This is a genomic window from Brucella tritici (assembly GCF_008932285.1).
In the GTDB taxonomy this organism is placed as follows: domain Bacteria; phylum Pseudomonadota; class Alphaproteobacteria; order Rhizobiales; family Rhizobiaceae; genus Brucella; species Brucella tritici.
Map to the genome: position 1 here is coordinate 907,031 of NZ_WBVY01000004.1, position 23,360 is coordinate 930,390.

The window sequence follows — 23,360 nt, forward strand, 5'->3', positions numbered from 1 at the left end:
TTATGTTGTCGAACTTACGCAGCGCTGGACTTGCCGCTCTTTTCAAAACGCTTGCGCTCATTCGGGTCGAGGTAGAGCTTGCGAAGACGGATCGACTTCGGCGTCACTTCAACCAGCTCGTCGTCCTGAATCCACGACAGGGCGCGTTCCAGCGTCATCTTGATCGGCGGGGTGAGCTTCACTGCTTCATCCTTGCCTGCGGCGCGGATGTTGGTGAGCTTCTTGCCCTTGAGCACGTTGACTTCCAGATCGTTGTCACGGCTGTGAATGCCGATCAGCATGCCCTGATAGACCTTGACGCCAGCGTCGATGATCATCGGGCCGCGATCTTCAAGGTTGAACAATGCATAAGCAACAGCTTCACCCTGATCGTTGGAGATCAGAACGCCGTTGTTGCGGCCAGCAATTTCGCCCTTGTACGGCTGATAGTCGTGGAACAGGCGGTTCATGATCGCCGTGCCGCGCGTATCGGTCAGGAGTTCCGACTGATAGCCGATAAGGCCACGGGTCGGAGCGTAGAACACCATGCGAACGCGGTTGCCACCCGAAGGACGCAGTTCGACCATTTCGGCCTTGCGTTCGGACATCTTCTGCACAACCGTACCGGAATATTCTTCATCGACGTCGATGACGACTTCTTCCACCGGCTCCAGCTTTTCGCCGTTCTCGCCGTCCTTCATGACGACGCGCGGACGCGAAACGCCAAGCTCGAAGCCCTCACGGCGCATGTTTTCGATCAGAACTGCAAGCTGCAATTCGCCGCGACCGGAAACGAAGAACGAATCCTTTTCGGTCGATTCCTCGATCTTGAGCGCAACGTTGCCTTCAGCTTCCTTGAGCAGACGGTCACGGATAACGCGGCTCGTCACCTTGTCGCCTTCGGTGCCCGCGTAAGGGCTGTCATTGACGATGAAGGACATGGTCACGGTCGGCGGATCGATTGGCTGCGCAGCCAGAGGCTCGCTTACCGAAGGATCGCAGAAGGTGTCGGCAACGGTGCCCTTGGAAAGACCGGCGATAGCGACGATGTCACCTGCATGGGCTTCGTCAATGGCCTGACGCTCGATACCGCGGAATGCGAGGATCTTCGAGATACGGCCATTTTCGAGCAGCGAACCATCCTGACCGAGAACCTTGACGGCCTGGTTCGGCTTGATCGAGCCGGAATGGATACGACCGGTGATGATACGGCCCAGGAACGGATCGGCTTCGAGGATCGTACCGATCATACGGAACGGACCTTCAGCAACCTTTGGCGCAGGCACGTGCTTCAACACGAGGTCGAACAGCGGAGCCAGACCTTCGTCCTGCGGACCTTCCGGGTTCAGCGCCATCCAGCCGTTACGGCCTGAACCGTAAAGGATCGGGAAGTCGAGCTGTTCGTCGGTCGCGTCGAGATTGGCGAAGAGGTCGAACACTTCGTTGATGACTTCTTCATGACGGCCATCCGGACGGTCGATCTTGTTGATCGCAACGATCGGACGCAGGCCAACCTTCAGCGCCTTGCCAACGACGAACTTCGTCTGTGGCATCGGGCCTTCGGCAGCGTCAACGAGAACGATAGCGCCATCCACCATCGAAAGGATACGCTCAACCTCACCGCCAAAGTCGGCGTGGCCTGGCGTGTCGACGATGTTGATACGCGTGTTTTTCCAGACAACCGAAGTGGCCTTCGCGAGAATGGTGATCCCGCGTTCCTTTTCGATGTCGTTGGAATCCATCATGCGCTCTGCGACGCGCTGGTTGTCGCGGAACGAGCCGGACTGCTTCAGGAGTTCATCGACCAGAGTGGTTTTGCCATGATCGACGTGTGCGATAATAGCGATATTACGCAATTCCATATGGAGATCACTTCTATATGAGTTGGGAGCCGCGCCAACAGACCCGCGCGGAAAAACAATGCGGCGCTCTTACAGGTTTTTTTGCATTTTAGAAAGGGGCAGCGCGAAACTGCCCCTCAATTAACCCGAAAAACCCGAATTTCATTGCGTTTTTACACTGTCATTCTGACAGTTTTTTGAATTCTTTTCGGGCATGTCGTTATCGAAAAACCGGTTTCCACTTTTTCGCGACATGCCTGAGCCTTATAAAAGCGTGCCTGACAAAATGACCAGCGCGACGCTGAAATAGATCACAAGACCGGTCACATCGACCAGAGTTGCAACGAAAGGCGCCGATGCGCTGGCCGGATCGAATCCGAGCCTTTGCAGTATGAAAGGCAGCATGGAGCCTGTCAGCGAGCCGAAAGTCACGATACAGACCAGCGCCATACCGACGGTCGCGGCCACCAGAATCCAGTGTTCGCCATAGTCGTATATGCCGAGCGTCTGCCAGATGGCGATGCGAATGATGCCAATGACGCCGAGGAAACTGCCAAGGGCCAACCCCGTTGGCAATTCGCGCAGGGCGACACGCCACCAGTCCTTGAGCTTGATTTCCTGCAAGGCCAGCGCGCGGATAATCAGCGACGTCGCCTGCGAACCGGAATTACCGCCGGATGACATGATGAGCGGGATAAACAGCGTCAGCACCAGAGCCTTTTCAAGCTCCAGCTCGAAATGCTGCATCGCGCTCGCGGTGAGCATCTCGCCCAGGAAAAGGATACCAAGCCAGCCGGCGCGCTTCTTCAGCATCTCGCCGAATCCAATGCGCATATAAGGCCGGTCCAGAGCCTCCATACCGCCGAAACGATACGCGTCCTCGCTTGCCTCTTCCGTCATGGCGTCGAGCACGTCGTCGACAGTCACAATGCCGATGATGTGGCGGCTTTCGTCCACGACAGGCACGGCCAGAAGATCGTGCTTGCGGAACAGGCGCGCCACTTCCTCACGGCTGGCGAGAGGCGAAATGGTAATCGGCTCTTCGTCGCGGGCAATGGACAGAATCGGTTCGTCCGGCTGGCGGATGATGAGGCGGCGCAAGCTGACCACACCCAACAGGACACGGCTGGACGGATCGACCACATAGATCGCATAAACCGTCTCGCGCGTGCGTTCGACCTTGCGGATATGTTCCAGCGTCTGGCCAACATTCCAGTTGGAAGGCACGGCGATGAACTCGATGGTCATGAGCGATCCCGCCGTATTCGGCGGATAGCCCATCAGTTTCTTCAGCGCGACCTTGGTTTCAGGCGCGAGAATGGGAAACAGGCGTGCACGATCATCGTCTTCCAGTTCCTGAAAAACGTCGGTTGCGCGGTCGGCCGACATGCCGTCGAGCAGAAGGCTTGCTAGGCCGGGCGGGAGGGTAGCGATGATTTCGGTAGCACGGTGCAGTTCCGGCTGGTCAAGCAGACGGATGGCATCTTCGTGCGAAAGCTGCGCGATGACGGCGACTGCATCATCGGCATCAAGTTCGTTAACGAGTTCCACTGCGTCGCCGGTACGCATGTCCGCAATGCGGCTTGCGATGGCAGCAGCAGGGAGGTCGGCAACATTGAGTACTTCCGGGAAGAAGTTGTTGTCGGTCATGGGCTTGCCTTTCTGTCGATCCGCCGTCGAAGGCAGACCGTGCAAGCCGACCGCGAGCGATCAGATCACGAACTGCCTTGACGGCTGAAACAATCGACTGTGACTGTCGCTGGGCATAAGAGAATAAAACTCCGGTTGAAAATGCTGCCGCAGAAATTCGGCTGCGGGCGTGATGTGCGCTTGGTCGCCAACAAAGTCAAGCCCTTCGAGACAATGTCGAACGCTTTTTCGTCCTGCCATCAAGCTGCATGCGGCAAACGCCGCCAGAGCAGAAAGGAACCGGTGGCAATGAAGCCCATGGCGGGGATGAGCGTCGCGAAAGCGACCAGCGGATCGCCCATCAGGGCAGCGATGGCTCCGCCGACAAGACCGCCACCCATCTGGAAAAATCCCATCAATGCCGAAGCGGCACCAGCCATGCCCGGAAACGGGGCCATGCCTGCCGATGTCATCACCGGCATGACCAGAGCAATCCCGAAGGCAAAGAGCGCCATCGGCGCCATAACCAGCAGATAGGATGGTTCAAAGGAGCTCAGCAATACAATGATGATGCTACCGGCAATCACAATTGCCAGATAACCCGCCATGGCAAGCTGTCGCGGATTGTAGAACGTCATCAGACGACGAAACAGCAACCCGCCAGCGAGATAACTCCCGGTCTGCAGCAAAAGGCCTATTCCAAAATGGGTGGCCGACATACCAACCCGCCCCATCAGAATGAAGGGCAGAATGGTTGCAGCCGTATAGAGCGCTCCCGTGGTACCGCCAACACCAAGGCTCGCATAGATGAAATGGCGGCTTGTCAGCAGAGTTCGGTAAGAACGAACCAGCTCACGCGGGCGGATGCGGCTGAGATCGCGTGCCACCGTTTCCTTGATGACGAAGAGCGCCATCAACACGACCAGCAATCCAAGGATCACCATCACCACGAAAATCGCGTGCCAGCCGAAGAACTCCATGGTGAAACCGCCGAGCGTCGGCGAAATTGCAGGCCCAATCGCTATCACGATACCAATGAGATTCATCACGCGCGCGGAGGCTTCATGGGTGAAAAGATCGCGCACGATGGCGCGGGAAACCGTTACACCAACGGCAGAACCGATTCCTTGCAGAAAGCGTGCGGCCAGCAGGGCCTCTATCGACCCGGAGAACAACGCCAGAACGCTTGCGGCCAGATAGATGCCCATGAATGCAATGGTGATGGGTCTACGCCCAAAACCATCAGACAGCGGCCCGCAGATGAGCTGGGCGAAGCAGAAACCGGCGAAGTAGATGGATAGCGTGAGCTTGACTAGCGCATCGGTCGTACCGAAGGCATGAACGATTTCGGTCATGGCTGGCGTATAAAGCGACATCGACATTGGGCCGATGGCAGCGAGCAATCCTCCCACTATACCGACACGCAGCTCGCTCATCACCGGGCGTTCGTTTTCCTGTTCCGGGCGATGCTGCGGCTGGACGTTCATGAAATGCGATGCTCGAATTACGACCGGCTAGGGTCCGCGAAAAAATAGCCCGCGATATTAGCGATCCGCGCGCAAGCAATCCTTATTCGCAGTGCGGAACAGGGTCAAGCAAAGGCGGATTCTCACTTTATTTGGCTGTTCAGACCCTTGCTCCACCGGCAAGTAAATCCTAAGTCTGGTTCACCTCGAATTCATCTGAACCGGAGTTTCATCATGTCCGACAAGACTGCCTACAATCACGCGCTGACTGAATGGAACGGACCGCTGGGCCTGCCGGATTTCACCGCTTTCAAAGATGACGATTTCGCATCTGCATTCGATGCCGCATTGGCTGCGGACCTCGCAGAAGTGGAAGCCATCGCCAAGGCGACGGACGAAGCGACCATCGACAACACACTCAAAGCTCTGCAACTGACCGGCAAGGCGCTCGACCGCGTATCCGCAGTTTTCTGGATGCGTGCTGGTGCGCATACCAACAACACGATCCAGACTCTGGAACGCGAGATAGCGCCGAAAATGTCGCGTCATTATTCGCGCATCATGATGGATCCGGCGCTTTTCGCCCGCATTGACGCGCTCTATGAAAATCGCGACATGCTGGACCTCGACGCCGAGACCAAACGCGTTCTTGAAAAGACGTGGAAAGGTTTTGTCCGCTCCGGAGCGAAGCTCGATGAAGCGGGCAAGACGGAGCTTGCAGGCATCAATGAAAAGCTTGCCGGACTTGGCGCGCGATTTGGTCAGAACGTGCTGAAGGATGAATCGAGCTGGGCCCTGTTCATCACCGATGAAGCCGACCTCGCCGGCCTGCCGGATTTCCTGAAGAACGCCATGCAGAGTGCCTCCGCCGAACGCGGCAAACCGGATGCCTGGGCGGTTACGCTATCGCGCTCGATCGTCGAGCCATTCCTTTCCTTCTCCGAAAATCGTGAACTGCGCGAACAGGCGTTCAACGCCTGGGCGAAGCGCGGCGAGAATGGCGGCGAAAGCGACAATCGTGAAATCGTGCGCGAAATGGTGGAACTGCGCGAGCGCAAGGCACATCTGCTCGGTTACGCCAACTTCGCCGCCTACAAGCTCGATGACACCATGGCCAAGACACCAAAGGCAGTCATGGACCTGCTTGAGCCGGTCTGGGACAAGGCGCGCGCCAAGGCCCATGAAGAAGAGGTCGAACTGGAGCGCCTGATCGCAGCCGATGGCGGCAATCACAAGGTTGCTCCATGGGACTGGCGTTTCTATGCCGAAAAGCTGCGCGCCGAACGCTTCGCCTTCGATGAAGCGGAACTGAAGCCCTATCTTCAGTTGGAAAAGATCATCGAAGCCGCTTTCGACGTGGCAGGCCGTCTGTTCGGCATCCGCTTCGAGGAAAAGAAGGGCATCGCCGCATGGCAGCCGGACGTGCGGGTGTTTCAGGTCTTCAATGCGGATGGCAGCGAACGCGGCCTCTTCCTTGGCGACTATTTTGCGCGCACCTCAAAGCGTTCTGGCGCATGGATGAGTTCCCTACAATCGAGCCACAAGCTTGACGGCGGACAGAAGCCGATCATCTACAACGTGATGAATTTTGCGAAGCCAAAGGCTGGTGAACCTGCCCTGCTCTCGCTTGATGATGCGCGCACGTTGTTCCACGAATTCGGTCATGCACTGCATGGGCTTCTCTCGGATGTGACATGGCCCGCCGTTTCCGGCACTGCCGTTTCCCGCGATTTTGTGGAACTGCCGTCGCAACTTTACGAACACTGGCTTACAGTTCCGGCTGTTCTCGAAAAATACGCCGTGCACTATCGCACCGGAGAAGCCATGCCAAAGGCGCTCCTCGACAAGGTGCTTGCGGCCCGCACTTTCAATGCCGGCTTCAACACGGTCGAGTTCACCTCATCCGCGCTGGTGGACATGGCGTTCCATACGGGCAAGGAAAAGATCGCTGATCCGCTCGCTTTCGAGGTGAAGACGCTGGAAAAGCTTTCCATGCCGGATGCAATCATCATGCGCCATCGCACGCCGCATTTCACTCACGTCTTCTCCGGCGACGGTTATTCCGCTGGCTACTACTCCTATATGTGGTCGGAAGTGCTGGATGCGGACGCCTTCTCGGCATTCGAGGAGACCGGCGACGCCTTCAATCCTGAACTGGCGGCGAAGTTGAAGCAGCATATCTATGCCGCTGGCGGTAGCCGCGACCCGGAAGAGCTTTACAAGGCATTCCGTGGCAAGATGCCGACGCCGGACGCGATGATTGAAAAGCGCGGCTTGAATTAAAACCAAAAACAAAAGGCCGGGAAACCGGCCTTTTTCAACTCTTGTGGGTCAGAATATTCACGAGCCGACCGTACGGGTCACGCGTGTAGAAGCGGCGCACGCCCCATTCCTCATCCGTCGGGCCATATTCAACGGGAAATCCCAGCGCGATTGCGCGCTCCAGCACCGCATCGACATCATCGACCTCGATAGAAAGATCGGGCACCGGTGTGCCCGCCCCGCCCTCACTCATGAGGCTCACCTGTACCCGTGCCTGCGCATCCGTGGCATAGGTGACGATCCAGCCGAAATCCATCGCCACATCAAGGCCCAGCAAGTCGCCGTAGAAGCGCTTTGCCGCCGCAGGATCGGCGGCTGCAATATTGGCAACGATGCGGCGGATAGCCATCAGTATTCGCCGAGCTTGATGTCCGGCGTGTAATCGACGCCGTCCACTTCCTTCACCACCGGCTGGCCGCAATGCATGACGCCGGTTGCGGCGTTGAAAGCATAGGTCGGCGAACCATAGAGCTGCCAGCCCTTGTTGAGCGCCGCCGTGACGCGATGACAGAATGCGGAATCATCCGGACCTGTGATGAAACGATATAACTTCATGCTGTTACTTCCTCTGTTATAACTTTACGTCCGCCTTCGCGAGCACGCGCTCGGCCATTTCGAGATGCAGACGTTCGACCATCTGCCCGTCGAGCGAGACAACGCCTTTCTCGGCATTTTCAGGCCGGGCAAAGACTTCAACGACAGCGCGGGCATGGGCCACCTCGTCCTCGGTTGGTGAGAAGGCCCGGTTAGCCGCTTCGATCTGGCCTGGATGAATCAGCGTCTTGCCGTCGAACCCCATGGCAGCACCTTGCGCGCATTCTGCCTCGAAGCCAACGCTATCCCGAAAATCATTGTAAACACCGTCGAGAACGGTGATCCCGCCAGCGCGCGCTGCGAGAATGATCTGCATCAGCCATGGGACGAGATAAGGTCGCCCCGGTTGCGGGCGCACACCGGTTTCCAGCGCAATATCGTTCGGCCCGACGACGAAACAGGCAAGCCGCACCGCCGAACGATGTCCGAGAACGGCGATTTCGTCGGCGTTGAGAATACCACGCGCCGTTTCGATCATCGCCCAGACACCAACTGCCGGATCGGCATCCTGACGGTCAAGCCGGTTGGCCGCGTCGATTATATCCTGCGGTCGTTCAGTCTTGGGGAGAAGGATCGCATCCGCCCCCATCTTCGCAGCCGCCGCGACATCATCCCTGCCCCACGGCGTTTCCGCCGTATTGACCCGTACAATCCGTTCGAAATTGACCTTCGGATGGCTTGCGAAATGCAGCGCCAGCGCATCACGCGCCGCGACCTTCGCCTCCGGCGCGACGGAATCCTCCAGATCATAGATCACGCAATCCGCTGAAAGGGTCAGCGACTTCTCGAGAGCGCGAGCATTGGCGGCAGGAACGAAGAGGACAGAACGGCGGGGACGAACAATAGTTTTCATGTCCCGATTTGTGCACGGAACCATCCTGCTACGCAAGCGCCGAGAGCGAGAGCAGGCAGGTCCTTGAAATCCTGTATCGACGCGCCTATTTTCCAGCCTTCGGTTGGAATGCACCCGCCGCCCGCAGCCTTACGGCCATGGTAAAGCATTCTGAAATTTCGTTTTTGTTCCGGTGACGGCAGAAACGGCAATGCGGGCACCCGTTCATGAAAACGCCGCTCACAACCAGGAGCGAAAACAATGACCACAGCTATTATCGCTGGGACTAATAACGCTGACTTCAAGCATCAGGCCCGCCGTCTGCGGCAGGCTTTGAGCGAGGAAGGCATCACCATCAGCCATGGCAAGGCACTCGACCTTGTGGCGCGCCAGTCCGGCACACGTGACTGGAATACGCTTGCCGCCAACGGCGGCAAGGTGGCGCCCGCACCCGTTGAGGACGATACCGCGCCTTACCGCGTCGGGCAGCGCATTACCGGCATGTTTCATACCACGCCGTTCGATGCCCGCATCATCGCCGTCGAGGAAACGATCAAGCCCGAACTCTGGCGCATCACGCTTCAGTTCGATCCGGCCATCGATGTGGCGGTTTCGCCGAACCTCTCAATGCGGCGCAGGCGTTATACGATCGTCGTTGGCACAGATGGCAAATCCCGCCGACTGACCGGCAGTGAGACCGGTGGCGTCGCCCTCAACGTCGGATAATTGCGTGAACTGCGTCAATGACGCATGATCCGGAAAACTTGACGCGGTTTCCAGACAGGATTATGCGCATAACCCGACAGTCGGACTATCCGGCGCGCTTGTCCGCGCGTCGGATATTTCGCGAAACGGGTCGGGAGTTGCGACCTATTGGGCAGTTTCGGCCTCAAACGTTGACTCTCGGTCAAGCTGATGTAAACCAGTTTGCAAATTGCAAATTCCCAACCGACAGGTTCAGGACATGGATAAGTTCACCAAGCTCACGGGCGTTGCCGCCCCCCTGCCGATCGTCAATATCGATACGGACATGATCATTCCGAAGGATTACCTGAAGACGATCAAGCGCACGGGTCTGAGCAAGGGTCTTTTCGCCGAAATGCGCTTCAACGAAGACGGCACGGAGAACCCGGATTTCGTTCTGAACAAGCCGGGCTATCGCAACGCACAGATTCTCGTTGCAGGCGACAATTTCGGCTGCGGCTCCTCGCGCGAACATGCGCCATGGGCCCTGCTCGATTTCGGCATCCGTTGTGTGATCTCGACCTCGTTTGCCGATATCTTCTACAATAACTGCTTCAAGAACGGCATTCTGCCGATCAAGGTCAGCCAGGAAGATCTGGACAAGCTGATGGACGACGCCTCGCGCGGCGCCAATGCGACGCTCACCGTCGATCTCGAAGCCAAGGAAATTCACGGTCCAGATGGCGGCTCGATTTCCTTTGATGTCGATGATTTCAAGCGCCACTGCCTGCTCAACGGTCTCGACGATATCGGCCTGACCATGGAAAAGGCTGGCAGCATCGACACATTCGAGGCCAAGCGCGCCGAATTGCGTCCCTGGGCATGATGTCGGTATGCACTATATATACTCGGCCAGAATGCTCGGTCGCAGGTTTGGTGGCCTGCACAAGTGAATAGGACACGATTGGCTGGAATGGCCCGAGAAGATCAAAGCGGCGACTGGGCGGGACGTCTCTCGCCCTCGCTGGACGAAATCGAATCCATCGCGATTGAAGCTCTTGCGCATCTGCCGCAGGAGTTTCGTGCGTTGTGCGGCGACATCATCATCCAGATCGCCGACTTTCCTGACGATCAGATCATCGAGGATATGGGGCTGGAAACGCCTTTTGATCTGCTCGGCCTTTTCGAAGGTCGTGGCATCGGCGAACGTTTCAGCTTGCAGACCGGCGAAGGTCCCAACCGCATCACGCTCTACCGCCGTGCGATCCTGGACTATTGGTCCGAACATGAAGAAACGCTGGGCGATATCATCACCCATGTTCTGATCCACGAGATCGGCCATCATTTCGGCTTGTCCGATGACGATATGGAAAATATCGAGGCGCAGGCAGAGTAAAGCCGCACAGCCGAGATGACTGTCCGAATTTGTCGTTTTCGACGAAACCATCGGCAGTTCTGGCAGTTCTTCTTCGGATTCTGGCACAATCGCATACAGATATTGCATGGAGAGAATGCTATAGATTCTCTTGATGCAACTAATGGTCTGATTCCGACATTTGCATCCTTGGGATATGAGCGCCGAGCAAATGTCGAAATCAAAACGCCCCCTAGTAACCTTATGAATCTAGCGGATTTTTCGAGTTTGACGTTTGAAACGAGATTTATATCGGACGGGTATCAAACGTCAAATTCATTCCACTAGAGTAGCGATATGAGCATTTCCCCCGCCATCTACCAGCTCCTCCTCGTATATGTGACTTACATCATTGCAGCTGGCAGCCCCGGTCCGAGTACGATGCGGATCATGGGCGTAGCCATGGACCAGGGCCGAAAATCAGGACTTGTCTTTGCCGCCGGTGTCGTTACAGGCTCCATTTTTTGGGGCGTGATGGCCGCGACTGGCGTTTCGGCCATCCTCACACGATTTGCCGAAGCTCTGTTCATCCTGAAAATCTTCGGCGGGCTTTATCTGCTTTATCTTGCCTTCAAGGCCGGACGCGCGGCCATGACATCAGACGAAGCATTGGCTACGCGAGCTTCCAGCAGCAAAGCAATTCTGTCTCATGGTGAGCTTTATCGCCGTGGACTTCTGATGCATCTGTCAAACCCGAAGTCCATCCTGTCCTGGATCGCATTGGTTACGCTGGGACTCGGCACCAACTCTTCATGGCCACATCTGGCAGCGTTTCTGGGTGGCTGCATCGTGCTCAGCATCACCATTTTCTGCGGCTATGCCATCGTATTTTCCACTATGCCCATGGTGCGTCTCTATCGTCGCGCGCGCCGCTGGATCGAAGGCGTGCTCGCGGCTGTCTTCGGCCTCGCCGGTATCCGCCTGCTTCTGTCGCGCTAATCCGTTTGAGAAAAGAACACCATGAAACTCTTCAAAGGTCTTTCCGCTTTTCCGCTCACACCAAGCGACGCCGCGGGCAAACTCATGGAGGATACGCTCTGCGTCTTTCTTGAGCGCATCCGCGAGGCGGGAGCGGATTCTATCGGCCTTCTGGGAAGCACTGGCAGCTATGCCTTTCTCACGCGGGAACAGCGGTTGCATACGATCAACACCGCCGTCAGGTCCATCGGCGGCAGAACACCGATCATCGTCGGCGTTGGTGCGTTGCGGACGGATGAGGCGCAGGCACTGGCGCGTGACGCCGCAGATGCCGGTGCAGACGGGCTGTTGCTGGCACCTGTTTCCTATACGCCGCTGACACAGGAAGAAGTGTTCCAGCACTTTAAAGCCGTTGCCGAGACGACCGACCTTCCCCTTTGCATCTACAATAATCCCGGCACGACAAAGTTCATCTTCAGCGATGAACTGATCGCACGGCTTGCTAATGTAAAGAATATTAGCGCGATTAAGATGCCCCTGCCCGCAAATGGTGAATACGAGGGTGCCATCTCCAAATTGCGTTCGGAAACTCCATCAAGCTTCGTCATCGGTTTTAGCGGCGACTGGGGTGCAGCGGATGCACTTCTGGCTGGCGCGGATGCCTGGTACAGCGTGATTGCAGGACTTCTTCCCGAGCCTGCGCTGGCGTTGACGCGCGCTGCGCAAAGCGGAAACAAGGCTGAGGCGGAACGCATCAATGCAGCTTTCACGCCGCTTTGGGATTTGTTCAAGGCCTACAGCAGTTTCCGCGTAATGTACGTCATTGCCAACCTTCTGGGCCTCGCGAAAATCGCGCCACCACGCCCGATCCTGCCACTGGGAACCGAGGTGTATGAGCAGATAGAAAAAGCACTTGATGTATTAGCGATCGAAGTGACGCCCCGATAAGCTTGCGAAATAAAAGGCGCCCTCATCGGGCGCCTTTTGCATTTCTTTGTTAAGCCACGCTCAGGCGAACATCGATGTTGCCGCGTGTTGCATGCGAGTATGGGCAGACGATATGCGCAGCCTGAACAAGCTCTTCCGCCTTCGCCTTGTCCACGCCCGGAAGCGCTACTTGCAGCGCCACATCGAGCCCGAAGCCCGTGCCATCTTCACGCGGACCAATGCCGACTGTCGCAGTTACTGTGCTGTCTGCGGAGATGGCTACTTTCTCCTTGGCAGCAACGAATTTCAACGCACCCAGGAAGCAGGCCGCATAGCCAGAAGCGAAAAGCTGCTCAGGATTGGTGCCCTCGCCACCCGAACCGCCGAGTTCCTTCGGCGTATCGAGAACGACGCTGAGCCGTCCGTCGGCAGTCTTGGCGCTGCCGGTACGGCCGCCGGTTGCTGTGGATTGGGTTGTGTACAGAATTGGCATTTGGCTTCTCCTTTGGTTTGTCTCCGCAGTCAAATTTGCAGATAATTAAATTGTGCACAATCTAGTTTTGCAAAACTTAATATCACAATTATGTGACGCGCAATCCAATTGCGCATGATGTATATATTTGCCAAGGAGTTATCACGATGAAGCGCGACGATCAGGATTCCAATCTCGGCCTTTCCAACATGGTCTGCTTTGCGATCTATTCGACCGCGAATGCGCTGACGCGTGCCTACCAACCGATCCTCAGCAAGCTTGATCTGACCTATCCGCAGTTTCTCGTGATGATCGTTCTTTGGGAACAGGACGACCGAACCGTTTCGGAGATTGGCGCAAAGCTCAATCTCGATTCAGGAACCCTGACCCCTCTGCTGAAGCGCCTTGAAGCCGCCGGACGCATCGCGCGCCGGCGTGACCCGCAAGATGAGCGGCAGGTCCGCATCACATTGACCGACGAAGGCAAGTCACTGCGCATGGAAGCCGAGAGCATCCCCGAACAGGTGTTCTGCGCACTTGGTCAGCCCATTGATGAGTTGCAGGATTTACGCACGCGATTGCTCAATATACGCGGCAATCTTTCAGACAGCATTTCCCGCTAACAAAAAAGCGCCGGTTTCCCGGCGCTTTTTAATATCAGTACTGAGTTCAGCAGATCAGGCAGCAAGCGCCTTTGGCTTGATGAGGCCGCGCGCAACCAGCAGCTCTGCAATCTGGATGGTGTTGAGAGCAGCGCCCTTGCGCAGATTGTCGGAAACAACCCACAGTGCCAGACCATTCTCGACGGTGATGTCCTCGCGGATACGGCTGATATAGGTCGCATCTTCGCCTGCGGATTCATAAGGCGTGATGTAGCCACCGTTCTCATGCTTGTCGACAACCTGGCAGCCCGGAGCTTCGCGCAGAATCTCGCGTGCTTCTTCCGGCGTAATCGGGTTTTCAAACTCGATATTGACCGCCTCGGAGTGACCGATGAAGACCGGAACGCGAACAGCCGTTGCCGTCAGCTTGATCTTCGGATCGAGCATCTTCTTGGTTTCGGCCACCATCTTCCATTCTTCCTTGGTGTAGCCGTCTTCCATGAAGACATCGATATGCGGGATCACATTGAATGCGATGCGCTTGGTGAACTTCTTCGCAGAGACAGGATCGGCGACAAAAACAGCACGAGACTGTTCGAACAGCTCATCCATGCCTTCCTTGCCTGCACCCGAAACCGACTGATAGGTCGACACAACGACGCGCTTGATCTTGGCAACATCGTGCAAAGGCTTCAGAGCCACGACGAGCTGAGCCGTCGAGCAGTTCGGATTGGCAATGATGTTCTTCTTGCGGAAGCCTTCGACTGCATCCGGGTTCACTTCCGGCACGATCAGCGGCACTTCCGAGTCATAACGCCAGGCCGAGGAGTTATCGATGACGACGCAGCCCTGCTTGCCGATCTTCGGCGACCATTCCTTGGAAATCTCGCCGCCGGCAGACATCAGGCAGATGTCCGTATCGGAGAAATCATATGTGTCGAGCGCCTTGACCTTCAGCGTCCGGTCGCCATAGGACACTTCCGTGCCCTGGCTGCGGCGCGATGCAAGCGCGACAACTTCGTCAGCCGGAAAGCCGCGTTCTTCGAGGATATTGAGCATTTCGCGCCCGACATTTCCGGTGGCGCCGACAACTGCAACCTTGAAACCCATTTTTCGTCTCCTGTCCCTCTCCGCTTCCAGCTTCGGAACCCCGCAGGCCACGCGGGACTTCCGCCCCCGGGCCAGACCCGGGGAGAGGGCGAGCAGGCCAAGGGAATCAGACCGTTTTCGTGGTCGTTTTAGTAATGGCCGTGAGTGTTTTGGAAATCGAAGGCATGCGCGCTGCCCCGGCAAAAATGCCGGCAGTTCCAAGCGAAACTGACGCTACGTTGACGCGATCCACGCGGGTTCTCCTTCGTTCGCCACTGCTTTTACGCGGTTTATAGATGGAGTCAATTCTCCAACCCTTCAAGGGGCGCATTTTTTGGCGCTGAAGAGCGTGTTTCGATCTGATTGGATCAGATCAGCGCTCTAATCCTTGGCTGTCCACGCACATCTTATCCTATCGAAACAGGATCAGAAATCAGTCCAGTGGACTGATTTCCCTGCGTAGGCGTTTCACACTTTTCGGGATGGCTTTATTAATTTTCCCTAGTATTTCAAGCCGTCAGTTCTGTCTCATACTAAAGACTACTGCACGAATCCCCTTTTTCGGTTCATCATGCAAGTGTGAGGAGAGCGCCCGGACAGTTGAGAGGAACTGTTCCCGGCGCAACAGGCGAACTTCATTTACCCGGTGAAGAAGGATCGTCTTACATTTGCCCGTCAGGGGCTCTGTTTGGGAGGACAGATTAATGGCAGTCTCGTCAAGTGCCGATGTCGGCACGCAGAAAATGACGAGCGAAGAACGCAAGGTGATCTTTGCGTCATCGCTTGGTACCGTCTTCGAATGGTACGACTTCTATCTCTACGGAACGCTTGCTGCCTTCATCGGCGCGGCCTTCTTCAACGAATATCCGGAAGCAACCCGAAACATCTTCGTTCTGCTCGCTTTCGCGGCAGGCTTCCTCGTCCGTCCGTTCGGTGCTCTCGTCTTCGGACGCATCGGCGATCTCGTCGGACGTAAATACACATTCCTTGTCACCATCGTCATCATGGGTGCATCCACATTTCTCGTGGGCATCCTGCCCGGCTCGGCCACGCTCGGCATTTTCGCACCGATCATCCTGATCGCCCTGCGCATGCTGCAGGGTCTGGCCCTCGGTGGTGAATATGGCGGTGCTGCAACTTACGTTGCGGAACATGCCCCTAACAACCGGCGCGGCTTTTTCACGTCATGGATCCAGACCACGGCAACGCTCGGCCTGTTCCTGTCGCTGCTGGTGATCCTCGGCATCCAGGCTGTGTTGAGCAAGGAAGCATTCGCTGCCTGGGGCTGGCGCATTCCGTTCCTTGTCTCCATCTTCCTGCTCGGCATTTCCGTCTGGATCCGCATGCAGATGAGCGAGTCGCCCGCATTCAAGCGCATGAAGGAAGAAGGCAAGACCTCCAAGGCTCCGCTTTCCGAAGCATTCGGCCAATGGAAGAACGCCAAGATCGCACTCATCGCCCTTTTCGGCCTCACCGCCGGTCAGGCCGTGGTGTGGTATTGCGGTCAGTTCTACGCCCTGTTCTTCCTCCAGAACGTTCTGAAGGTCGAAAACCAGTCGGCAAATATCATGGTCGCCATCGCGCTCCTGATCGGCACCGGTGGTTTCGTCTTCTTCGGCTGGCTGTCGGACAAGATCGGTCGCAAGCCGATCATCATGGCAGGTCTTCTGCTTGCTGCCGTAACTTACTTCCCGCTGTTCAAGGCTCTCACCGGTGCTGCAAACCCGGCTCTCGCACAGGCTGAACAGACCATCAAGGCAACCGTTACTGCTGCCCCCGGGGATTGTAACTTCCAGTTCAACGCCACCGGCACGTCGAAATTCACTACCTCTTGCGATGTTGCGACAAGCTTCCTCGCCAAGAGCTCGGTGCCTTATGAGATTGTGCAGACAGCAGCAGCCGGCACCCCGGCAACCGTCATGATCGGCGACAGCACGATCACGTCTTACGACGCGGTTCAGGCTGGAGCAGATGCTGCGGCCAAGCAGTCCGCCCTGTCTCACGACGTGAACCTTGCCCTGCAGAAGGCAGGTTTCCCGCTCGTTCGCGACCCTGCGAAAGTGACGGACAGCAAGCTTGATGCATTCGTCGCCGCCAATCCGGAACTTCAGCTGAATGCCGAAGCCATCCGCGGCGGTGACAAGACCATGGTTCCGGCTGCCGATCTGGTGAAGCAGAAGCTTCTGACCCAGACCGAAGCTGATGGCCTTGGCGTCAGCACCGATCAGGCTGTCTACACCATCCCGAATGCCGGTGCGTTCAAGATGGTCGCCGACCCTGCACAGGTGAACTGGTTCCTGACAATCGCCATCCTGACCATCCTCGTCATCTACGTGACGATGGTATACGGCCCGATTGCCGCGATCCTCGTCGAGATGTTCCCGACCCGTATCCGCTACACCGGCATGTCGCTGCCATATCACATCGGCAACGGCTGGTTCGGCGGCCTGCTTCCGGCTGGCGTGTTCGCACTGAGCGCTGCCAAGGGCGACATCTATTACGGCCTCTGGTATCCGATCATTATCGCCTCCATCACCTTTGTGATCGGCATGATCTTCGTCAAGGAAACCAAGGGCGTCGACCTGCACAAGCTCGACTAGCCAACGCGCCTACAAACGAGAAAACGCCGCCCATCGGGCGGCGTTTTCATGTTCGTCTGATGATCTATCTGCGATATTGCGCTTCGATCTCGATCAGCTTCTGCTTCCGCCAGAGACCGCCGCCATAACCGGTCAGCGATCCGTCCGCACCAATCACACGATGGCATGGAATGACGATGGCAATCTGGTTCGCCCCATTGGCCCGGGCGACCGCACGCACGGCAAGCGGCTTTTCCATGGCCTGCGCCAGTTCACTGTAACTGCGCGTCTCTCCGGCCCGAATGTTCTGAAGTTCCCGCCAGACCCCTTGCGTAAAAGCACTGCCATGCAGCACCAGCGGCAAATCGAATGTCGGAGAATTACCGTCGAAGAAGGCATTCAACTGCTGTTCGACGAGGTCATGGGTGCTGAAACGACCGATCCCCAGATCACCGCGACAGGTGGTATAGAGCTTCTTCAGTTCCGCTGACAGCGCCTTGCGATCAGCAAACTCCAGAAGGTGCAGGCTTCGCGCATCACAGATCGCGATCATCGTACCAAGCGGTGACTTGATCCAGTCAGCGCGCAGCAAACCATCACCCCGCAATTTGCCGGGTGGAAGCCCGAGAATACGTGCGAAGGCACTCCGAAAAGCTTCCGGGGATTCAAAACCCGCATCAATCTGGGCGTCGATGACACGTCCCCCATCGGCAAGCGCCTGGAACCCATGCCGCAAGCGCTCCTGCCGCGCCATTTCCAGAAATGTTATTCCGAAATGACGACGAAAACTGCGACGGACGGTCGAGAGATCAAGCCCCATTCGGGCAACATCCTCTTCGCTCCAGCGTCGTTCCGGATCGGCTTCAAGCGCATCGAGAAGCTTCTTGACGGAAGGCTCCGCCTCGGCAGCGGGTTGTAACGGATGACATCTTTTGCAGGGCCGAAAACCATCTGCCATGCATTCGGCAACCGATGCGAAAAAGCGGCAGTTTTCCTGTTTCGGTTTCCGCGCCGGACAAGTCAGGCGGCAGAAAATTCCGGTTGAGACAACACCGACATAGGCCCTGCCCTCATAAGCGGCATCGCGGGCGACAAGTGCGTCGTAGAGTTTGTTTTGATCTGGGAGCGTGAACAACATGCCGCTATTCTTATGCAGCGAAACATGAATTTACAGCCTCAAATCGGGCATTTATTCAAAAAAGAAAGCCCGCCATGCAAAGTGCTTGGCGGGCTTTCATCAAGCGATCTCGTCGCGCTTATTCAGCGGAAAGCTTCGAAAACTTGTCGAGGATGGCATCGCCCATTTCGACGGTGCCTACCTTGGTCTTGCCTTCAGACCAGATGTCGGCGGTGCGCAGACCATCATCGAGAACCTGCGCAATCGCGGCTTCCAGACGGTCGGCTTCATCGACGAGGTTGAACGAATAACGCAGGCACATGGCAAGCGAAGCAATCATTGCAATCGGATTGGCGATGCCCTTGCCAGCGATATCCGGTGCGGAACCGTGAACAGGCTCATAAAGCGCCTTGCGCTTTCCGGTTTTGGAATCGACTGCACCGAGCGAAGCGGACGGCAGCATGCCGAGCGAGCCGGTCAGCATTGCAGCAACGTCCGACAGCATGTCGCCGAACAGATTGTCCGTCACGATAACGTCGAACTGCTTCGGCCAGCGCACGAGCTGCATGCCGCCAGCGTCGGCCAGCATATGCTCCAGTTCCACATCGGCGTGCTTGTCCTTGTGGCGAGCGGTAACGACCTGATTCCACAGGACGCCCGACTTCATCACATTGCGCTTTTCCATCGATGTGACCTTATTGCGGCGCGTGCGCGCCAGCTCGAAGGCAACATCGGCGATGCGCTCGATTTCGTAGGTGTCATAGACCTGCGTATCGATACCGCGCTTCTGGCCATTGCCGAGGTCGATGATTTCCTTCGGCTCGCCGAAGTAAACGCCGCCGGTCAGCTCGCGCAGGATGAGGATGTCGAGACCCTCGATCACTTCCGGCTTCAGCGACGAAGAATGGGCCAGAGCCGGGTAGCAGATGGCCGGGCGCAGATTTGCATAGAGCTGCATGTCCTTGCGCAAACGCAGAAGACCGGCTTCCGGACGCACTTCATAAGGCACATCATCCCACTTCGGACCGCCGACAGCGCCGAACAGCGTGGCATCGGCAGCCAGCGCCTTCTCCATATCAGCATCCGAAATCGCCTGACCGTGTGCGTCGTAAGCGCAGCCGCCAACCAGACCTTCTTCGGTTTCAAAGCCGAGATTGAGGCCCGAGTTGAGGAAAGCAATGATCTTGCGGACTTCCGCCATCGCCTCTGGGCCGATGCCGTCGCCGGGCAGGAGAAGGAGTTTTCTGGATGCCATAATGCCAAGCCTCTGTATTGTTTCGCATATTCCGGAAAACAATGACCCGTTTTGCCAGAAATACTGCGTTCAAATCCATGACAGCAGCGAAGAGCATGAAGCCGTCCGATACCGTCTTTATCAAGTTCCGCGAGGGTTATAGAGCCCTGTTGTCCGACAAGCAATAATGCGCGTGGCTGAAACTTATGAAAAAGATAGGGGCTTGTGCAGAAATTATATAACAGCCGATAGAGCGGGTGCTGTTCAGCGCTTCAGGCCGCCCGTCACCTGCAAATCGACCTGCATTTACTCTGTCAAACTGCGTGCTTCGGACGGCAGCATGATAGGTATTCCGCCCCGGACGGGATAGGCAAGCTTCGCCTTGCGCGAGATCAGTTCGACATGTTCCGCATCATACTCCAAGGGCCCCTTTGTAAGCGGGCATACGAGGAGTTCCAGCAGTCGAATATCGATATTTCCGGTTTCCGTCTTGTCGTCCATTGGCTTATTCCTGAGATCTATTGCAGCCGCGATCCGAAATCATCGTCCTTTACTCTGGCCAATACCATTTCGGTAATGGCAATCAAAGTTGCTGCACGCGTCTTCAAATCGGGGGCCTCCAGAAGGGCCTGTTTTTCTGCCGGACCGAAAGGCGACATGATGGAAAGCGCATTGACGAGGGTTTCATTGTTTGCCCGCGTGATACTATCCCAGTCCGCTTCCAGATTGTGCGCTTCCAGATAATCGCGGAAAGCCCCCAGCAAAGCGTCCCGGTCAATTTCCGACGAATCCCGCGCCTCTTCCAGATCAGCCAGAAACGGCATGATCCGGCATTGCCGATAAGGCTGACGGCAATTGACTTCTTCCCGCACGCGAAACCGACAGATGCCCTGCAGGGTAATCAGCAGGCGACCATCGCCCGTTTCGGCAAAGGTTGTGATACGGCCAAGACAGCCGACACTGCTCAATTGCGGGCGAAGGCTTTCATCCAGCTCATTGATTGTTTCGTCATCATCGCCGTCGATTTTCGGCTGGATCATGCCGATGATGCGTTTACCCGCCAGGGCATTCTCGACCATCGCCAGATAGCGCGGCTCGAAAATATTGAGCGGAAGCTGGCCACCGGGCAGAAGCAGCGCCCCCTTCAACGGGAAAACCGGCACGGTCTCGGGTATATCAGCGCCCGTTCTGTAACGGGCATTGCCCACCTGCATTGCAACCTCCTCAAAAGCGTATCGCATTTTATCGTACTCTTACGACACGCTTTAAGCTTTTGTTTTCATGCATGTCTTTATCCCAAAACCGGTTCCCACCTTTGGGAGATATGCATTAGGACGCACCAAACATGCGCCCTAACAGTTGGAATCCCGACCGCTCACGATCAGGAAAACAGAAGCGACGACAGTTTGCGCCGCGCACCGAGCGTCGCCGGATCGGCATTGCCCCATGCTTCGAAAAACTGAAGAAGCTGCTTGCGTGCGCCGTCTTCGTTCCACTCGCGGTCGGACTTCATGATGAAAAGCAGCTCATTGGCTGCATCTTCACGCCGCCCCTGTGCATTACGCACCTGAGCAAGGTCAAACCGGGCTTGATAATCCTTCGGATCCGCTTGAATTCGCTTTTCAAGCGCAATCGGATCACCGATGAGCTTGACCTGGTCAGCGAGCGCAAGACGCGCTTCAAGCGCTCGAACAGCAGGCGTATTCTGCTTGTCAGCGGGAAGCTGGGCCAGAATTTCCCGCGCCTTTTCCGCATCGCCCGATTCCAGAAGGCAGGTCGCAAGACCGACAATCGCGTCGACGTTATCCGGGACCGCTTGAAGGATAGACGAGAAAATCTCCGATGCCTGAACGAAATCACCAGCTTCGACCAGTTCATTTGCGGCAGTGATGGCTTCGGCAAGCGCCGCTTCCGCGTCGCTCGGTCCGCCGATCTTGGCGATGAATTCCTTCACCTTCGATTCCGGCACAGCCCCCATGAAACCATCGACCGGCTGACCGTTGACGAAAGCAATGACGGCCGGAATGGATTGAATCCCGAGCTGACCAGCGATGGCAGGATGATCATCGATATTCATCTTGACCAGTTTGACAGCGCCACCAGCGTCCCGCACGGCCTTTTCAATGATCGGTGTGAGCTGCTTGCAAGGTCCGCACCACGGCGCCCAGAAATCCACCAGCACCGGCTGATTGCGGGATTCGGTAATGACGTCCGCCTGAAAACTTGCCGTCGTCGTATCCTTGACGAGCTCCGCGCCTCCAGTAGCGGTCGGCGTCGAACCGAAAGAGACATTTGCCGTCATCTGGCCACCTGCACCGGCATAAGGATTGTTCTGGCTACTCATAGGAAATTCCTTCGTATTTTCCGACCGATGCGACGCTCCGCATACAAGCCGGTGTCGTTCTTTCAGTTCGTATCTTCGAAAGCCAATTTCAAGACGGTCGTTTCAGCAAGTTGGGCTGTAACTTAGCGCTCCGGCCTTCCACTTCAATCGCCAATTGCTATGTGCAAGAAGGCCGCCCGTTTTGAAAATCAGTTTATACCGAAGTGTCTGCTTTCGCACCTTCGGAAACGGCGAGAACGCGTGGTTCATGGCCGGTGGACTTGAGGAAAGCGACAAGGTCTTCGCGCTTGATGGAAGTCGTGGCTTCGTTGGTCAATGGATGGCCGTTGATGACGTCATACTTCATCAAATCGGCATCAAGAATGACCTGCACATTATGTGCAGTATCGTTGACCGCGCCAAACACGGTGACTGCGCCCGGAATCACACCCAGATATTCCATCAGCTTTTCCGGCTTGCCGAACGAAACACGGCTTGCAGCGCCTAGCAGTTGATGGATCGACTTCAGATCGACCACCGCATCCTCTTCGACTGTCACGAGAAAGAAATTGTCTTTCTTGTCTTTCAGGAAGAGATTTTTCGTATGCGCCCCCGGAATTTCACCACGCAGGCTTTGGGAATCCGAGACCGTGAACAAGGGAGCATGTTCGACAGTTTTTACTTCGATACCGAGTTTCTGAAGATAGTCGTGAAGCTCGCTCGGCGACAAAGGCATGATTCCACCCCATTCTGTTCGGCATTGAAAATATTGCGCATGTCGTCACGCTCCTCACGCTTCGGCGACCTGCAACAGCGCTTATAGACCATGGATACATGCTTAGAAACCATGCAAAGCAAATTGGAATGTTCGCACGAAACGCAACTGCGCTGACTCGCACCTCCGACAGCCGATTCCGTTATCCGTGGAAACGCGTTTTCCTTGTTTTAACGAAGAACCACAGCCGAGAATACGGCACATAATCGGAAAAATGCAATATTTACAAATAGTTATAATTTAACCGGCGGCTAATTTCGCTGAAACGGCATTTTCCTGTAATTTCCCTGTTGCAATCTCCGGGGTGTTAGTTCATATAGCGCCTGCCTGATGGAAACGACTGGCGCGAGCGGGTGTAGCTCAGGGGTAGAGCACAACCTTGCCAAGGTTGGGGTCGAGGGTTCGAATCCCTTCGCCCGCTCCAGTTTTCCGTTAAGTAGACGCAACAAAATCCCGGCGTTGTCCGGGATTTTTGCTTTTTCAGGCGCTTTCCATCTGCGAAGAGCTATTGCTCGCCAAATCGGTTACCGCAAGGTCACGATTTCAGCCGACCGTTGATTTCA

The 23,360-nt window shown here is 56.3% G+C and carries 22 protein-coding genes and 1 tRNA gene; 9 read left to right on the forward strand and 14 right to left on the reverse strand.

Going from position 1 to position 23,360, the window contains the following annotated elements:
• Nucleotides 1-14: 14 nt before the first annotated feature.
• The 3 genes from typA to F9K94_RS18775 form a co-directional block, all read right to left on the reverse strand.
• Nucleotides 15-1,841, reverse strand: a complete 1,827-nt coding sequence (gene typA, locus F9K94_RS18760; RefSeq protein WP_010658502.1) for a translational GTPase TypA — start codon at nucleotides 1,839-1,841, stop codon at nucleotides 15-17.
• 243 nt (nucleotides 1,842-2,084) lie between these two features.
• Nucleotides 2,085-3,470, reverse strand: coding sequence for a magnesium transporter (gene mgtE / locus F9K94_RS18765; protein ID WP_061347741.1), 1,386 nt, complete (start codon nucleotides 3,468-3,470; stop codon nucleotides 2,085-2,087).
• Between the two features lie 239 nt (nucleotides 3,471-3,709).
• Nucleotides 3,710-4,936 (reverse strand): multidrug effflux MFS transporter, encoded by a 1,227-nt coding sequence (locus F9K94_RS18775; RefSeq protein WP_151647615.1) that lies wholly within the window; start codon nucleotides 4,934-4,936, stop codon nucleotides 3,710-3,712.
• Between the two features lie 213 nt (nucleotides 4,937-5,149).
• Between F9K94_RS18775 and F9K94_RS18780 the strand changes: the two genes are divergently transcribed.
• Complete coding sequence (locus tag F9K94_RS18780) at nucleotides 5,150-7,198, forward strand: M3 family metallopeptidase (RefSeq protein ID WP_151647617.1); 2,049 nt, start codon at nucleotides 5,150-5,152, stop codon at nucleotides 7,196-7,198.
• A gap of 34 nt (nucleotides 7,199-7,232) precedes the next feature.
• Here F9K94_RS18780 and F9K94_RS18785 read toward each other — a convergent pair whose 3' ends face one another.
• Genes F9K94_RS18785 through F9K94_RS18795 form a run of 3 tightly spaced genes read right to left on the reverse strand, consistent with a single transcriptional unit; the run spans nucleotide 7,233 to nucleotide 8,684 of the window.
• Nucleotides 7,233-7,586: a VOC family protein gene (locus F9K94_RS18785; RefSeq protein WP_151647620.1), complete on the reverse strand. Its 354-nt coding sequence runs from the start codon at nucleotides 7,584-7,586 to the stop codon at nucleotides 7,233-7,235.
• The gene (locus F9K94_RS18790; protein WP_002965766.1) at nucleotides 7,586-7,792 is read right to left on the reverse strand and encodes a DUF1737 domain-containing protein; all 207 of its coding nucleotides are present in this window, start codon (nucleotides 7,790-7,792) and stop codon (nucleotides 7,586-7,588) included. The genes F9K94_RS18785 and F9K94_RS18790 overlap by 1 nt, the downstream gene beginning before the upstream one ends.
• Nucleotides 7,793-7,808: 16 nt before the next feature.
• Complete coding sequence (locus F9K94_RS18795; protein ID WP_151647622.1) at nucleotides 7,809-8,684, reverse strand: HpcH/HpaI aldolase/citrate lyase family protein; 876 nt, start codon at nucleotides 8,682-8,684, stop codon at nucleotides 7,809-7,811.
• A 240-nt stretch (nucleotides 8,685-8,924) separates the two neighbouring features.
• On the opposite strand from F9K94_RS18795, the gene F9K94_RS18800 reads away from it, so the two are divergent.
• From F9K94_RS18800 to F9K94_RS18820, 5 genes are all read left to right on the forward strand, one after another.
• Nucleotides 8,925-9,389 carry a glyoxalase superfamily protein gene (locus F9K94_RS18800; protein WP_151647624.1) on the forward strand — a complete coding sequence of 155 codons (465 nt, stop codon included), beginning with the start codon at nucleotides 8,925-8,927 and terminating at the stop codon, nucleotides 9,387-9,389.
• 238 nt (nucleotides 9,390-9,627) lie between these two features.
• Complete coding sequence (gene leuD, locus F9K94_RS18805) at nucleotides 9,628-10,233, forward strand: 3-isopropylmalate dehydratase small subunit (RefSeq protein ID WP_010658495.1); 606 nt, start codon at nucleotides 9,628-9,630, stop codon at nucleotides 10,231-10,233.
• 87 nt (nucleotides 10,234-10,320) lie between these two features.
• Nucleotides 10,321-10,743, forward strand: coding sequence for a metallopeptidase family protein (locus tag F9K94_RS18810; protein ID WP_012092734.1), 423 nt, complete (start codon nucleotides 10,321-10,323; stop codon nucleotides 10,741-10,743).
• Nucleotides 10,744-11,058: 315 nt separating this feature from the next.
• On the forward strand, nucleotides 11,059-11,700 hold the full coding sequence (locus F9K94_RS18815) for a LysE family translocator (protein WP_151647626.1): 642 nt from the start codon (nucleotides 11,059-11,061) through the stop codon (nucleotides 11,698-11,700).
• Nucleotides 11,701-11,721: 21 nt separating this feature from the next.
• Nucleotides 11,722-12,627: a dihydrodipicolinate synthase family protein gene (locus F9K94_RS18820; RefSeq protein WP_061347734.1), complete on the forward strand. Its 906-nt coding sequence runs from the start codon at nucleotides 11,722-11,724 to the stop codon at nucleotides 12,625-12,627.
• Between the two features lie 49 nt (nucleotides 12,628-12,676).
• Here the strand turns inward: F9K94_RS18820 and F9K94_RS18825 are convergent, their stop codons facing one another.
• Complete coding sequence (locus tag F9K94_RS18825) at nucleotides 12,677-13,099, reverse strand: organic hydroperoxide resistance protein (RefSeq protein WP_010658490.1); 423 nt, start codon at nucleotides 13,097-13,099, stop codon at nucleotides 12,677-12,679.
• 146 nt (nucleotides 13,100-13,245) lie between these two features.
• On the opposite strand from F9K94_RS18825, the gene F9K94_RS18830 reads away from it, so the two are divergent.
• Entirely contained in the window at nucleotides 13,246-13,701 is a 456-nt protein-coding gene (locus F9K94_RS18830; RefSeq protein ID WP_151647628.1) for a MarR family winged helix-turn-helix transcriptional regulator, read from the forward strand.
• A gap of 54 nt (nucleotides 13,702-13,755) precedes the next feature.
• Here the strand turns inward: F9K94_RS18830 and F9K94_RS18835 are convergent, their stop codons facing one another.
• Nucleotides 13,756-14,790 (reverse strand): aspartate-semialdehyde dehydrogenase, encoded by a 1,035-nt coding sequence (locus F9K94_RS18835; protein ID WP_010658488.1) that lies wholly within the window; start codon nucleotides 14,788-14,790, stop codon nucleotides 13,756-13,758.
• Between the two features lie 683 nt (nucleotides 14,791-15,473).
• On the opposite strand from F9K94_RS18835, the gene F9K94_RS18840 reads away from it, so the two are divergent.
• On the forward strand, nucleotides 15,474-17,369 hold the full coding sequence (locus F9K94_RS18840) for an MFS transporter (protein WP_151647630.1): 1,896 nt from the start codon (nucleotides 15,474-15,476) through the stop codon (nucleotides 17,367-17,369).
• A gap of 64 nt (nucleotides 17,370-17,433) precedes the next feature.
• Here the strand turns inward: F9K94_RS18840 and F9K94_RS18845 are convergent, their stop codons facing one another.
• The 6 genes from F9K94_RS18845 to F9K94_RS18875 form a co-directional block, all read right to left on the reverse strand.
• Nucleotides 17,434-18,486: a bifunctional transcriptional activator/DNA repair enzyme AdaA gene (locus F9K94_RS18845; RefSeq protein ID WP_151647632.1), complete on the reverse strand. Its 1,053-nt coding sequence runs from the start codon at nucleotides 18,484-18,486 to the stop codon at nucleotides 17,434-17,436.
• Nucleotides 18,487-18,604: 118 nt separating this feature from the next.
• On the reverse strand, nucleotides 18,605-19,720 hold the full coding sequence (gene leuB / locus F9K94_RS18850) for a 3-isopropylmalate dehydrogenase (RefSeq protein WP_061347730.1): 1,116 nt from the start codon (nucleotides 19,718-19,720) through the stop codon (nucleotides 18,605-18,607).
• A gap of 285 nt (nucleotides 19,721-20,005) precedes the next feature.
• The gene (locus tag F9K94_RS18860; RefSeq protein WP_151647636.1) at nucleotides 20,006-20,200 is read right to left on the reverse strand and encodes a Trm112 family protein; all 195 of its coding nucleotides are present in this window, start codon (nucleotides 20,198-20,200) and stop codon (nucleotides 20,006-20,008) included.
• 17 nt (nucleotides 20,201-20,217) lie between these two features.
• Entirely contained in the window at nucleotides 20,218-20,913 is a 696-nt protein-coding gene (locus F9K94_RS18865; RefSeq protein WP_151558082.1) for an LON peptidase substrate-binding domain-containing protein, read from the reverse strand.
• Between the two features lie 167 nt (nucleotides 20,914-21,080).
• A complete protein-coding gene (gene trxA, locus F9K94_RS18870) occupies nucleotides 21,081-22,043 on the reverse strand; it encodes a thioredoxin (protein WP_151647638.1) in 963 nt (320 codons plus the stop codon).
• A gap of 193 nt (nucleotides 22,044-22,236) precedes the next feature.
• Nucleotides 22,237-22,758, reverse strand: a complete 522-nt coding sequence (locus tag F9K94_RS18875; protein WP_151647641.1) for a prolyl-tRNA synthetase associated domain-containing protein — start codon at nucleotides 22,756-22,758, stop codon at nucleotides 22,237-22,239.
• Between the two features lie 388 nt (nucleotides 22,759-23,146).
• On the opposite strand from F9K94_RS18875, the gene F9K94_RS18880 reads away from it, so the two are divergent.
• Nucleotides 23,147-23,221: transfer RNA gene (locus F9K94_RS18880), tRNA-Gly, on the forward strand.
• Nucleotides 23,222-23,360: the final 139 nt, after the last annotated feature.